The organism is Pollutimonas bauzanensis (assembly GCF_900129885.1).
GTDB lineage: Bacteria > Pseudomonadota > Gammaproteobacteria > Burkholderiales > Burkholderiaceae_B > Pollutimonas > Pollutimonas bauzanensis.
The window spans coordinates 125,308-137,681 of sequence record NZ_FQXE01000007.1; the positions used below are offsets into that span (position 1 = coordinate 125,308).

General features: G+C 58.9%; 12 protein-coding genes. 10 read left to right on the forward strand and 2 right to left on the reverse strand.

The annotated features are described in order from the left end of the window. Window positions 1–8: 8 nt before the first annotated feature. Window positions 9–764 carry an SDR family NAD(P)-dependent oxidoreductase gene (locus BUB23_RS14595; RefSeq protein ID WP_073104008.1) on the reverse strand — a complete coding sequence of 252 codons (756 nt, stop codon included), beginning with the start codon at window positions 762–764 and terminating at the stop codon, window positions 9–11. Between the two features lie 223 nt (window positions 765–987). On the opposite strand from BUB23_RS14595, the gene BUB23_RS14600 reads away from it, so the two are divergent. Both BUB23_RS14600 and BUB23_RS27830 read left to right on the forward strand, forming a co-directional pair. Beyond that, window positions 988–1,809: an IclR family transcriptional regulator gene (locus BUB23_RS14600; RefSeq protein ID WP_084136035.1), complete on the forward strand. Its 822-nt coding sequence runs from the start codon at window positions 988–990 to the stop codon at window positions 1,807–1,809. Between the two features lie 291 nt (window positions 1,810–2,100). Beyond that, a complete protein-coding gene (locus BUB23_RS27830) occupies window positions 2,101–2,163 on the forward strand; it encodes an entericidin A/B family lipoprotein (protein ID WP_425439548.1) in 63 nt (20 codons plus the stop codon). Between the two features lie 27 nt (window positions 2,164–2,190). Here BUB23_RS27830 and BUB23_RS14610 read toward each other — a convergent pair whose 3' ends face one another. Further along, window positions 2,191–2,796 (reverse strand): transglycosylase SLT domain-containing protein, encoded by a 606-nt coding sequence (locus tag BUB23_RS14610; RefSeq protein ID WP_073104012.1) that lies wholly within the window; start codon window positions 2,794–2,796, stop codon window positions 2,191–2,193. 337 nt (window positions 2,797–3,133) lie between these two features. Here BUB23_RS14610 and BUB23_RS14615 point away from each other — a divergent pair, with 337 nt between their 5' ends. The 8 genes from BUB23_RS14615 to BUB23_RS14655 all read left to right on the forward strand — a co-directional run bounded on the left by BUB23_RS14615 (window position 3,134) and on the right by BUB23_RS14655 (window position 12,358). After that, entirely contained in the window at window positions 3,134–4,186 is a 1,053-nt protein-coding gene (locus BUB23_RS14615; RefSeq protein ID WP_073104013.1) for a lysozyme inhibitor LprI family protein, read from the forward strand. Window positions 4,187–4,638: 452 nt separating this feature from the next. Continuing rightward, on the forward strand, window positions 4,639–5,340 hold the full coding sequence (locus BUB23_RS14625) for a pseudouridine synthase (RefSeq protein ID WP_073104017.1): 702 nt from the start codon (window positions 4,639–4,641) through the stop codon (window positions 5,338–5,340). A 385-nt stretch (window positions 5,341–5,725) separates the two neighbouring features. Beyond that, entirely contained in the window at window positions 5,726–6,838 is a 1,113-nt protein-coding gene (locus BUB23_RS14630; protein ID WP_245801281.1) for an ABC transporter substrate-binding protein, read from the forward strand. Window positions 6,839–7,039: 201 nt separating this feature from the next. Continuing rightward, on the forward strand, window positions 7,040–8,068 hold the full coding sequence (locus tag BUB23_RS14635) for a quaternary amine ABC transporter ATP-binding protein (RefSeq protein WP_073104021.1): 1,029 nt from the start codon (window positions 7,040–7,042) through the stop codon (window positions 8,066–8,068). Window positions 8,069–8,208: 140 nt separating this feature from the next. Then, on the forward strand, window positions 8,209–10,143 hold the full coding sequence (locus BUB23_RS14640; RefSeq protein WP_178372318.1) for an ABC transporter permease: 1,935 nt from the start codon (window positions 8,209–8,211) through the stop codon (window positions 10,141–10,143). 64 nt (window positions 10,144–10,207) lie between these two features. Continuing rightward, window positions 10,208–10,744: a DUF2058 domain-containing protein gene (locus BUB23_RS14645; RefSeq protein ID WP_073104023.1), complete on the forward strand. Its 537-nt coding sequence runs from the start codon at window positions 10,208–10,210 to the stop codon at window positions 10,742–10,744. Window positions 10,745–10,792: 48 nt separating this feature from the next. Continuing rightward, window positions 10,793–11,749 (forward strand): complex I NDUFA9 subunit family protein, encoded by a 957-nt coding sequence (locus BUB23_RS14650; RefSeq protein WP_073104024.1) that lies wholly within the window; start codon window positions 10,793–10,795, stop codon window positions 11,747–11,749. A 168-nt stretch (window positions 11,750–11,917) separates the two neighbouring features. After that, complete coding sequence (locus tag BUB23_RS14655; RefSeq protein WP_073104026.1) at window positions 11,918–12,358, forward strand: NfeD family protein; 441 nt, start codon at window positions 11,918–11,920, stop codon at window positions 12,356–12,358. The last annotated feature ends 16 nt before the right edge of the window (window positions 12,359–12,374 follow it).

Consider the following 12,374-nt stretch of genomic DNA (forward strand, 5'->3'; position numbering starts at 1 on the left):
GGCCGCCATCAGAAGGCAAAACGGCTGGATCCGCCGTCCACCGGTATGACGGTTCCCGTAACGTAGCTTGCAAGGGGCGAAGCGAGAAACACCGCGACTGCGGCTATCTCTTCCGGCTCGCCGAACCGTCCCGCCGGAATCTCGGCCTTTGCATACTCGAGTTCGCTTTCCAGCGTCGGGTAGCGGCGGGATATCTGTTCACTGTGGATACGGCCGGGCTGCAAGCAGTTGGCGGTGATTCCATGGGCGGCGAGCTCCCTGGACAGGCCCTTGGACCAGACATGCACGGCGGCCTTTGCGGTGAATGCGGCATTGAGCATGCGCGGCTCGGATGTGCCGGTGAACGTCACGATCCTGCCCCAGTTGCGTTCGCGCATGTAGGGAACGACTGCGTGGGTCAATTCCCGGATCCGGAAAAAGTTCAGCAGCATGCCTTCATGCCATGCTTCGCGGCCCGCGTCGAAGGATACCGGCCGGCTTGCGCCCGCCGCATTCATCAGGATGTCGATGTGCCCGAGCAGGCGCTGCGCTTCATTGGCTACATATTCAGGGGCATCTTCGTCGTAGAAATCCGCTGCGAGCGCGATGATCCTGCCGCCGCCCTTTGTCGCGGCCTCGGCGGCCAGCTTTTCCACCAGATCTTTGCGCCGCGCGACGCCCACGACGGTCGCGCCGCTTTCCGCAAGCATGCGCGCCGTTGCCCGTCCTATGCCCTGGCTGGCGCCTGTAACGAGGGCTGTGCGCCCAGTGAAATCAAGATTCATTGTCTGTCCTCATCATTCTTGGCTGCGTCGGCTTGTCGATGCCTCGTTCCCGCCGGCGCATTATCCGATAGTCGGTCTTGCATAATATGTCCATTGAATGAGACAATAGACCGTTGAGTGATAATTATGACAGCAGGCAGGCTTTTGTCAATATGCGGATATGATGGCTATCCCTTGCTTGGCTACAATCCGCGACAGTGTGGATTCCAATTGAGGACAGAGGATGAATGAAGAAGACGGGGCAGGGTCGTCAACTGCGAACAAAAATGCCCGCGTTCCCGCTGACTTGAAAGAAACCAGCACGGTCAGGCGGGTGCTATTGCTGCTGCGCTGCGTCGCCGATCACCCGGGCGAAACGGCGCAGAGCCTGGCCCAGCGCCTGAATCTGCCGCGCAGCTCCGTGCACAGACTGTTGGCCACGCTGCGCGACACCGACTTTGTGACGCATGAAGCGGGAAGCACATTCCAGCCGGGCTTGGAGATGTACCGCATTGCGGGCAAGCTGGGCGCGCGCATGCCGTATATAAAGCTGGCGGAACCTTATCTGAAAGCCTTGTCGGAAAAATTCCACGAGAGCTCGATTCTGACGCTGCTGGAGCGGCGGCATCTGAAGATGTTCCACGCAGCCAGCGGCTCCCCGGCCGATCCCATGCGCTACGACATTCAGTTGAACACCCTCGAACCTTTGGTATGGGGCGCGACCGCGCGCGTGATACTGGCGCACCTTACGCAAGAAGAGATAGACCGGGCGATAGCCGGAAACGAGCGCTCGCCCGTCGGAGGCCAGGCGCCGGACGCGCGGAAAATCCGCGCAGCCTTGGCGGCCATTCGCGCCGACGGTTATGGGGTGACCCATTCTCATCGGACGCCGAATACCGTGGGTGTGGCGGCGCCATTTTTCGATGGCGACGGCCAAGTCGTCGGCAGCCTGGGGTTTTTGATTCCAGAGTTTCGCTGGAAAGCGCCCGAGCCCAACGAAATAACCGGCGCCTTGCGGCAGGCGGCGGGCGGGCTTTCCAGGCAATTGGGATATTCCGGCAGCTGATTGCCCCTGCGCAAGGCTGGAATTCGGCCGCCGGCTCAGGCACGCATGGAAGGCTTGCGTGCTTGCGGAAAGTTGCTGTCGGATCCCGCTCTGGCGCGAACTCGCCGTCGAACGGGAGCGGCGGGTCGCTCGCGGGCAGGCCCGCTACTTGCTGGCGAAATGCCAGCGCCACCCGGTTGGGCCGGAAGGTTGCGCGCAGGAATTGTCATTCAAAGGGAGATGCAAATGAATAAGCGAATCTGGTTACCTATATTTCTGGTTTTTGCGACGCTGGCGGCTGGGTGCAATACGATGAGAGGCGCGGGCGAGGATATCGAGCGCGGGGGCGAAAAAATACAGCGGCAGGCGCAATAGCCGTTGCCTGCGCGTCGATGCTGCTGCTCAGAACCACCCCAGCAGCCCGCCGCCGCGGCTGAGTTCTTTTTCACAACTCTTGTACTGGGCGCCGAAACGCTCGGCCCGGGTTTTCACTTGGGAGGCAACGCGCTTGAGCCATGCCTTGCCATCGTAGCTGCGGTTCCGGTAGCCCGTCCAGCCTTCGTGGTAATTCAGGTACTGCCCGTAGCCGTCCCACTTGGAAATTCCATTCAGGCGCTGGGTCTTGCTGATGTACCAGCCCATGAAGTCCATGGCGTCGCCGAAGTCGTCCCGGCTGGAAAGCCAACTGCCGGCTTCGCGCTGGTAGTCGGACCAGGTTTCGTCCTTGGCCTGCGCATAGCCATAGGCCGAACTGACGCGGCCCCACGGGATGAAGCCCAGGAAATAGTAGCGCGGCGGCAGGGCGTCGTAGCGGAAGCTGGATTCCTGGTACATCATGGCCATCGGCACCTGGGGCGGCACGCCCCATTTGTCGCGCACCTTCACGGCGGCCTTGTGCCAGTCCGGTTTCTCGCGGAATATCGCGCAAAGATTTTCGGGATCGGCGGGAGGCGTGGTGGCGCAACCGGCAAGCAGCAGCAATGGCAACGCATAAAACAGTCCTCGCATCTCTATCCTTCTACCTTCCATCTGGCCGGGCCTGTGGCTTCCATCGGGCGATGGCCCGCGCCGCCGGCGCGCGGTGAAGGTTGAAATAATACCTTACGGCAGGGCGCCGCATTGGTCTTGCCTCGCCTGGCCCCGCCCCGAAGGGCGAGGCTTGCGCTTAGGCTCGCGGTCGATCCGCCTGAATGCGATGCTTTGCGGTGAAAGCCGGCCATTTTCTTCAAGGTTTGGCTGGCGTCTTTCAGTCATTTACCCTATGGCTTTGCGCGCTGGATCGGCGTAGCCTTCCACGAAGCCCGCATGCCGGCATCGTAGCTCAATACTTTTCGCAGGTGTAGCCATGCGCCATGTCTTTTTTCTGCTGGTCCTGCTCGGCTTGCCCGTCACATGTCCCGCGCAAATGTATGGCGCCGAATACGTAGAATGCAACGAAAACACGACGGTCGGCATCGTCGACTGCCTGGGCAATGCCACGAAACAATGGGACAAACGGCTGAACAGTTCATACCAGGCGTTGATGAAACGCAGCGATGCGCAGCAGCAGGCGCCATTGAAGGCGGCGCAGAGACTGTGGATCAAATATCGCGACGCAAACTGCGGGTTCTACGGGGCCGCGCAGGGCAGTCTCAGCCAGGTCGAGGCCGCTGAGTGCATCCGGTCCATGACCAAGGCAAGGACCTGCGAACTGCAGTCGGCCAATCAGGGAGAGGGCGGCCCGGGCCCGGAATGCAAACCGACAGCGGCGGCGCGGGCGGCCCCTGCTTCGGAGGCGCCAGCGCCCATGCCGGCGGCGCCTCAGAGCGGGCAAGCCGCGGCCAAGGACGCCCGGCGCGGCGCGGAGCCTGTCGCGCCGCCGGAGGAGATGGCAAGTTCAATACATCAAAAAGCGCACACGGGGCGCGCCAGTTTTCTTGGCTTGTACAACATGTCCGGCAAGAGGAAGAAATCCTATCACGCCGATATTTTCGCCCACGTTCATTTCGAGGAAGAGACCGGCGTAGCGGGCGGAAGCGCTGTATTCGGCTGGATGGAAGAGCGGGACGAAGTGGTCCTGATAAGCCATGCGAAATACCTGCCTTCGCTGACGCTGGCTCAGTCCAAGCGCCGGCTCCTGCTCAGCGCGCCTCTGGTGGCTGTCAATGAGCTGCCGCGTTATTTGATGATATGCGTGTGGGAAACGGACGAAAACAAAGTGGCTCCGGCTCTTGTCGTCTATGGAGAGCGCGACGACGCCAACCAGACGGGAAGCGATGCCGGCGATCATCAGAGCCTTACTGTCGCTTGGGAGCCCATTCCCAAAGCCAGGGCGGAGAAAAAGTTCGCCGCCCATGACTATTGCGCTGAAATTTCCAGGACGGGGCAATCGCAAGCGCCGCTCTGGTTGGAAGACTAGAGCCTGGCGGCATCAATGCGGCGAAGCGGGGCGTATTTCGCAGGTGCCGGCTACGATGGCTACGGCGTATGTGCTCGCGTCGCGGGGTTTTTCCGCTGCTCGCGCCGGCGCTTATTCTTGTTTTTTGAAGGCGGCTGGAAGGACTTTTCCAGGCGCTGAACCGCTGCATACGCCTGTTTGCGCCCGGCCTCGCGCCGGGCGCGATAAAGCATGACAGCCCGGGCAATGCCGAAAGCGACAGCAAACGCGACCACGACAATGATACCGCCCGTCAAACTACCCATAGCCTGCTTCTTGAATAATGTTAAATGACACAGTCACACGGCATCATGCGCGCAAAGCGCGCCGGGCCGAAGCAAATCGGGAACTTGTCCCTGATTTGCAGCCGCAGGCTGATGACTGCCTGCAAAGAATTGTATATTACGCGGGATAGCAACTTACCTGGAAACCGAATGCGCCTGGACAAGTATCTTTGCGAAAGTTCCGATCTGACACGCTCGCAGGCTCGTTCCGTGCTCCTCAGCGGTGAAGTCACGGTCAACGGCGAAATCATCAAGCGGGGCACTCACGTGGTGCAGGACGGCGACGAGGTGCAATGGGAAGGCGAAACGCTCAGCCTTGTCGGGTTGCGCTATCTCATGCTGAACAAGCCCGCCGGCCACGAATGCGGCAATCGCAACAGTCAGTATCCGCCAGTGATCGACCTGCTGGACGTGGACAAACGCGACCGGCTGCAAACTGTTGGCCGGCTCGATGTGGACACCACGGGGCTGATCCTGATTACGGACGACGGGCATTGGATGCATCGCATCATCTCGCCGCGCAAGCGCTGCGACAAGGTCTATCTCGTCACGCTGGCCGAACCTCTCCCGGAAAACGCCGAGGTCCGGTTCCAGGCCGGAATAAAGCTGGAAGACGAAGAACAGCGAGGCTTGCCTGCCGCGCTCCTGCGGGTCGATGAACGCAGCGTACGGCTGACGATCCAGGAGGGCAAAGATTTTCACGTCAAGCGCATGTTCGAGTCCTTGGGCAGCCAGGTACTTTTCTTGCACTGTGAACGCATCGGCCCATTGTCCCTGGATTCCGATTTGCAAGCAGGCGAGTCGCGCTACCTGACACCGGCCGAGGTTGCCGACCTCGCGCGTATTGATTGAAGTCAATGCCGTTTTGTCCTTGTGATGCGCAGCCGGCGGGAGGCTGCCATACCAGAGAAAACAGGGTGGAAAAACAGGAAAGGCCTACTTCTAGTAGAATACATAGCTTCAGATCAATAATACGGTTTAAATAACCGCTCAAACGCCGCATACGCGGCAAAATTGTTGTTATCAAAATCATCCACCTACCCGGATGTAATGCACAGCTGAAGAATTCGCGCGAGGCGATAAAGCAGTTGCGCCATGGGTAGCGCTGGAAAGAGTAGCTCCATTCGATGTGTCTGAAATAAATCCGGCATTCTGAACCGTCTGGTTTTACTGCGTTGGCGACATGCTTGCCAACGATGCTTCTATTGTGCGCGCCAACTGAGCAGTGCTCGCGTGCTTGGCTACGAACCTTGCTTTCGCAGCGCAGCAAAGTAACCGTGCTCCTGATAAACGGACCGCCCTGGTCGTTCGCATGGCTGGGTCATTTATCAAAACCTTGAAACGAGCCGACCCGTCGCTCTTTCAGAAATGGAGGAAGTTCTCATTGAAAATACTTAACCAACTTGGCGCCAGCATGCTGCTGGCCGCTGTCGCGATCGGCGCGCCCGCCTATGCGGCCACGCCAGAATCAAGCGATCCGATCAAAATAGTCGACAACAATTGGTCGAGCCAAAAGGTGCTCGCCCGCATCGCGCAACAGCTGCTCGAGAAAATCGGCTATGACACCAAAATCGTGCCATCGGACAGTCAGGGCCAGTTTGCGGCAATGGGCTTGGGCGATCTGGATTTGCAGATGGAAGTCTGGGAAGGCACGATGAACGACAGCTTCATGAAGGAAGTCCAGGCGGGTCGCATGGTCGATCTCGGCAGCCACACCGCGACGACGCGTGAAGACTGGTGGTACCCAGACTACATGGAAGAAATTTGCCCCGATTTGCCCGATTGGAAGGCGCTCAATGCATGCGCCGATAAATTCGCCGCGCCTGAAACAGCCCCTAAAGGGCGCTATTTGGCCGGTCCCGTTGATTGGATCAAGCACGACAAAGAAAAAATCGAGGCGCTGGATCTGAATTTTACGGTGGTCAATGCCGGCTCCGCCGCGGCCTTGTTTGGCGAATTGAAGTCGGCCGCCGCGCGCAAAGAACCTATCGTGCTGTTCAACTGGGCGCCCAACTGGGTGGGCGCGGCATTCCCAGGGAAATTCGTTGAATTTCCAGAGCACGAAAAAGCCTGCACCGAGGATCCGAAATGGGGCATCAACCCGGACAAGACCTACGATTGCGGGTCGCCCAAGGGCGGCTATTTGAAAAAGGCCGCATGGTCAGGCTTCGAAAAAAAGTGGTCCTGCGCCTATCAGTTGATTAAAAACATCGACTTTACCGGGCCGATGATAGACCAGGCTGCCGCGCTGGCGGATGTCGATGGCATGACGCATGACGCCGCCGCCGCTGCGTGGGTGGACAAGAATCAGAAACAGGTCGCAGCGTGGATGCCGGCTTGCGCTAGCTGATGCCTGGTTACGCGTGACCATGTTTATGCGGTCACGCGCGACTCCTGCTGGTCTTCGCAGCATCATGGGCTTCATCCCAGTTCAACATCGACACTTATCCGACACTGCATAGTTTTTTGTTCTGAATCAGCTCCGATTGATAATGCCGCTGATCCTGTCGGAAAGTGTAGCGCTTTTGCGCGTTTATTTGACAGGTCAACTATGAGCGATACGGTAAAAATTTCATGCAAAAATCTGTGGCAGCTGTTTGGCAAAGGCGCCCACGGTTTTCTCGATAAACATCAGCGCGACCCAAGCGACGCCGAGCTGGCGTCTGCGGGTTTGATTGCGGCTGTACGCGACGTCAGCTTTGATGTCTATGCGGGCGAGATCCTGGTCATCATGGGCTTGAGCGGGTCGGGCAAGTCCACGCTTGTGCGCTGCCTCACGCGGCTCATCGAGCCCAGCGCCGGCCAGGTGCTGTTCAATGGCGTCGATCTATTGCAAGCTTCGCGCCGCAGCCTGACGGATATTCGCCGGCGCAAGATGGGCATGGTGTTTCAGCACTTTGGCCTGCTGCCGCACCGTACCGTATTGGACAATATCGCTTTTCCGCTCGAGATCCAGAACGTACCGAAAGCGACCCGTTTAGCCAAAGCGAGCGAGTTGGTCGCAACCGTTGGCCTCGAAGGGCGCGAGCACAATTTTCCCCGCGAATTGTCGGGCGGCCAGCAACAACGTGTCGGGATTGCGCGCAGCCTTATCGGCGAATGCGATGTCTGGTTTTTGGATGAGCCGTTCTCGGCCCTCGACCCGCTGATCCGGCGCGAGATGCAGGATGAGTTCGTGAGCCTGCAATCCCGGCTGAACAAGACCATCGTATTCGTCACGCATGATTTTGACGAAGCCGTGCGCCTGGGCAATCGTATCGCCATCATGAAGGATGGCCGCCTGGCGCAAATCGGCACCGCGGAAGAATTGTTGATGACGCCGGCGAACGACTATGTCAAAAAATTTGTGCAGTATGCGCCGCGCGCCAAATTGATTTCGACGCAGAAGATCATGGCGCCTGCAAACCCTGGCGATTTCAGTCTCGCCGGCAAGCAGAATGTGATCAGGAACACTGACGTTCTGGAAAATATAGCGCGGCGCGTGATCGAAGCCGATCGGGCCTTGCCTGTCGTCGACGCCGCGGGCCTGCTGGTGGGGCAGGTCAGTCGCGAGCATTTGGCACGGGCGCTGTTCCAATGACACATAGCGCAACTCTATCCAACGATGATTTGAACAGAGCGGATTCTGGCGCGCATCGGCCTGCCGGGCCCGCCGTTCGGGCCGGCGGCGTTGCGGCGCCGCTGACGGATGGGCGTTCCAGGACAGTTAGGCATCGGCCCTTGTATTGGGTCGCCGCGCTTGCCATTATTGTGCTGGGCCAGTTCGCGGTGAGCAGGCTGGCCTGGGTCGCGGACTACCCGTCTGATTGGGTTCTGCCTCTCAAAGACTGGATCGATTCATTTTTCGAATGGCTGGTGTATGGGCTTCGTTTCTTTGCCGGAACGGCGTTTGAGTTCACGCCGCGTGACTTGACCCGTGGCGTCTCGGGGCTGCTGGCGTATCCGCTGGGGCTGTCCGAGTCGCTGTTTTTTGACGGTTTCTCCAAGCAGGTCCCGGCGCTGCCGTGGATCACGGTGGTCGGCCTTGCCGCGCTGTTGGGGCATTGGCTGGGCGGCTGGCGCAGCGCGCTGCTCGGCGCCCTCGCATTTGCGTATTTGGCGTTGTTTGGCGTCTGGCAGGCGTCGATGCAGACTTTTTCCCTCGTGCTCGTCACGGTTCCCATGGTTTTCCTGATCGGCTTGGTGGCCGGGGTATTGATGAGTAAAAGCCGGCATTTCAAAAATGCGGTGACGCCTCTGTTCGATATCCTGCAGAGCATGCCGCCGTTTGCCTACCTGGTGCCTATTGTGGTGCTGTATGGCGTGGGCAACGTGCCCGCCATGATCGCTACCGCCTTGTTTGCGGTGCCGCCCGTTGCGCGTTGCATTTCACTTGGGTTGGAAAGTGTGCGTCAGGGTGTGCTCGAGGCGGGTCGGATGATGGGCTGCACGCGCTGGCAATTATTGTGGCAGGTGCAATTGCCGGCTGCGCGGTCGGTGTTATTGGTTGGTTTGAACCAGGGCATCATGCAAACCCTGGCCATGATTGTGCTGGCCGCACTGATCGGGGCGTCGGGCCTTGGCAGCGAGTTGCTGACGTCGCTGCAATCCTTGCGTCTGGGCGAAGCGTTGGAGCAAGGGATCGCGATTGTCGTGATCGCCGTGGTGCTGGACCGTTACAGCCGCGCGTATGCGTTGAAGCAGCCGATGTACATCGACACGAGCCTCGGCTGGTGGCGGCGCCACCCCTATGTGGTGCTCGCGCTGGCCTTCCTGGTCGTGAGCATTTTGCTCGCTCGCGCGCTGCCGGATCTGGCGCTGCTGACCAATGAACACAGCATCACCACCGCGCCATACTGGAATGCCGGCATCGATTGGATCAACATGCATCTGTATGAGTCGGTCCAGGCATTTCGCAATTTCACGCTGCTTGAGATCCTGATCCCGACGCGTGACTTTTTCCAGGCAATTCCGTGGATCACCTTTGTCGCCTTGGTCGCTTTGCTGGGCTATCGCCTGGGCGGCTGGTCAGTGGCGCTGATCGCCGGTCTGCTCATTTTATTCCCGGCGGCCACCGGTCTTTGGCTCGAGGCGATGACCACGCTGTATATGATAGGGACAGCGGCCGTGGTTTGTGTCAGCGTGGGTTTTGTCATCGGACTGGGCGCATCGCGTACCGCTGGCTGGTCTCGTTTTGCGGCGGGCGTGTGCGATTTCCTGCAAACCTTCCCATCATTCATCTACCTGATTCCGGTAGTGATGTTGTTCAAGGTGAGCGACTTGTCAGCCATCATCGCAGTGTTGCTGTTTGCCGTGGTGCCGATGATACGCTACACCATACTGGGGCTGCGCGGCGTACCGACGCCGATCATCGAGGCTGCGACTCAACAAGGCGCGACGCGGCTGCAGCGCTTAGTGAAAGTGGAGCTGCCGATAGCCTTGCCTGAAATCATGCTGGGCGTGAACCAGGTGATTTTCATGGCCTTGTTCATGGTCGCGATCACCGCCTTGATCGGGACACAGGATTTGGGCGCTGAAATCAATGCGGCGCGTTCAGGCAATGAAATTGGCAAGGCCTTGGTCGCGGGCTTGTGTATTGCATTCATGGGAATTGCCGCGGATCGCCTGATCGGTGCCTGGGTCAAGCACAAGAAAGTCGAGTTGGGCTTGGCTTGAGGAAACTCTGCTTCTTAATGCTATAACTACTCGTTTGACGAACACTATCTACGGAGCAACCTATATGGTCTCGCTGCAAGAGCAGCTTTTGAAAGCGGGTCTGGCCGACAAAAAAAAAGCCAAGCAGGCCCACCAGGACAAGAGCAAGCAGAAGAAGGTCGAGCGGCGAACCGGCACGCAAAGCATCGATGAGGCGAGGTTGGCCGCGCTCGAAACGCAACACAAGAATCTCGAGCGGACCCGCGAACTCAATGCCCAGCGCGTTGCAGCCGCCAAGCAAAAGTCGATCGCGGCGCAAATTGCCCAGATGGTGCAGCAGAGCCGCCAGAGCAAGGGCGCCGGCGACATTGCCTACAACTTTACCCACGGCAAGACCATCGAACGGCTGTATGTGTCGGCTGCGGTCCAGGCGCATTTAGTAGCCGGGCGCCTCGTGATTATCCGTCTGGGCAGCGCGACCGAGCTGGTGCCCAGGATAGTCGCAGACAAAATCGCCGAGCGTGATCCTTCGCTCGTCTTACGGGTGAACAAGACCAGCACCGAGATCGATGAGGACGATCCTTACGCCGCCTTCCAGATCCCGGACGACTTGATGTGGTAACAAGTTTTTCACTTGGCTGCCTGCCGCTTTTAGGCGTATCGTATAGATATGGTCGATGCCGCTACTTTCTCAAGCAAACCGGGCGTCCTGATTTTGGGCGGGACGGGTTTTGTCGGTCAAGTTCTGGTCCGCACCCTGACTGAGGCGGGCTACGCTGTTACGGTTCTCAGCCGACACGCTAGTCTCCATGGAAATTTGGCATCGCATCCATTTGTGCATGTGCTGGGCCTGCCAATCAAGCCTGATGCAGATGACGCCGATTCATCCTCCTCGTTGGCCGAATTGTTGCAGGGGCATGTTGCCCTGATTAATCTGGTCGGCATACTGAATGAACCGCGCCATACCGGGCAAGTTTTCGAGCAGGTGCATGTCGGTTTTACACATATTGCACTGGCTGCGGCGCATCAGGCTGGCATTGCACGCTATCTTCATATGAGCGCGCTGGGGGCCGATGCGGTAAATGGCTCCAGTTTTTACCTGCGCAGCAAAGGGGCGGCAGAGTCTTGGGCGCACGAATTTGGTTCGTCGCACGGTATCGCGGTGACCAGTTTTCGGCCTTCGGTTATTTTCGGGCCAGGCGATTCGTTTTTAAGTCGTTTTGCTGCCTTGGCCCGATTGATGCCAGGCGTTTTTCCATTGGCCTGTGCCCAAGCGCGTTTCGCGCCGGTATATGTTGGCGATGTCTGCGACCAGTTCCTTGCGGCCCTTCGGGACCCGGGCAAGGCCGGGCAACGCCTTGACCTATGCGGTCCGCGCGATTATGCGCTGCGCGACCTTGTGGCCTATGCGGCTCGCGTGTCGGGGCACCCGCGCCGTGTTCTTCCTTTGCCCGACTGGGTTGCGCGCGTGCAGGCCAGGGCGCTGGAGTTCGCGCCCGGGAAGCCCTTTACCCGCGACAATTATGCTTCGCTGCAGACGGCAAGTGTCTGCGCTTCTGGTTGCCCACGGCAACCAACCCGCTTGGAAGATATCGCGCCTGGCTATGTAGGCCGACCCCATCAGTGACTCGAGCGTGCGTTCGTGTGGCAGGTCGGCTGTCGCCTTGCCATGGCAGGCTGCCTGTTATTTCCTGCAGACCCGGCCCGGTAGCATCTTGAACAGGATCACGCGCGATTAGTTTCCTTACAAACGCCTTAACGTGTCAAAATAGAAACAATTTATAAGGAATCTGGCATGTGGTTTTGGTTTGGCGTAGCCGCGCTGTTTCTGTTATTGGAGATGGCTACGGGCACTTTCTATCTGTTGCTGGTGGCCTTGGGCCTGGCGGCATCTGGCACGGCGGCGTACGCGGGTTTATCGCTGGTGTGGCAAATCATCAGCGGTTTGGCCGTATCGCTGGTAGGGCTGGTGGCGCTGCATCGTTATCGTCAGTCCAAAGGTCAGGTGCCGACTCAGTCCAATCCCAATGTGGTGCAAGACATAGGCCGCAGCGTGATCGTGGACGCTTGGGACGAAAACGGACAGGTCAGGGTGTTTTATCGGGGCGCCAACTGGAGCGCGCGCATAGACGCCGGCCAGCCCGCGCAGCCTGGCGAACACTATATTCAAGCTGTGCAAGGCCTGACGCTGATTTTGCGGCCAGGCCGGTATCCCGCATCGGATACCCGACATTAAGCGTTTGGAGTCCCAA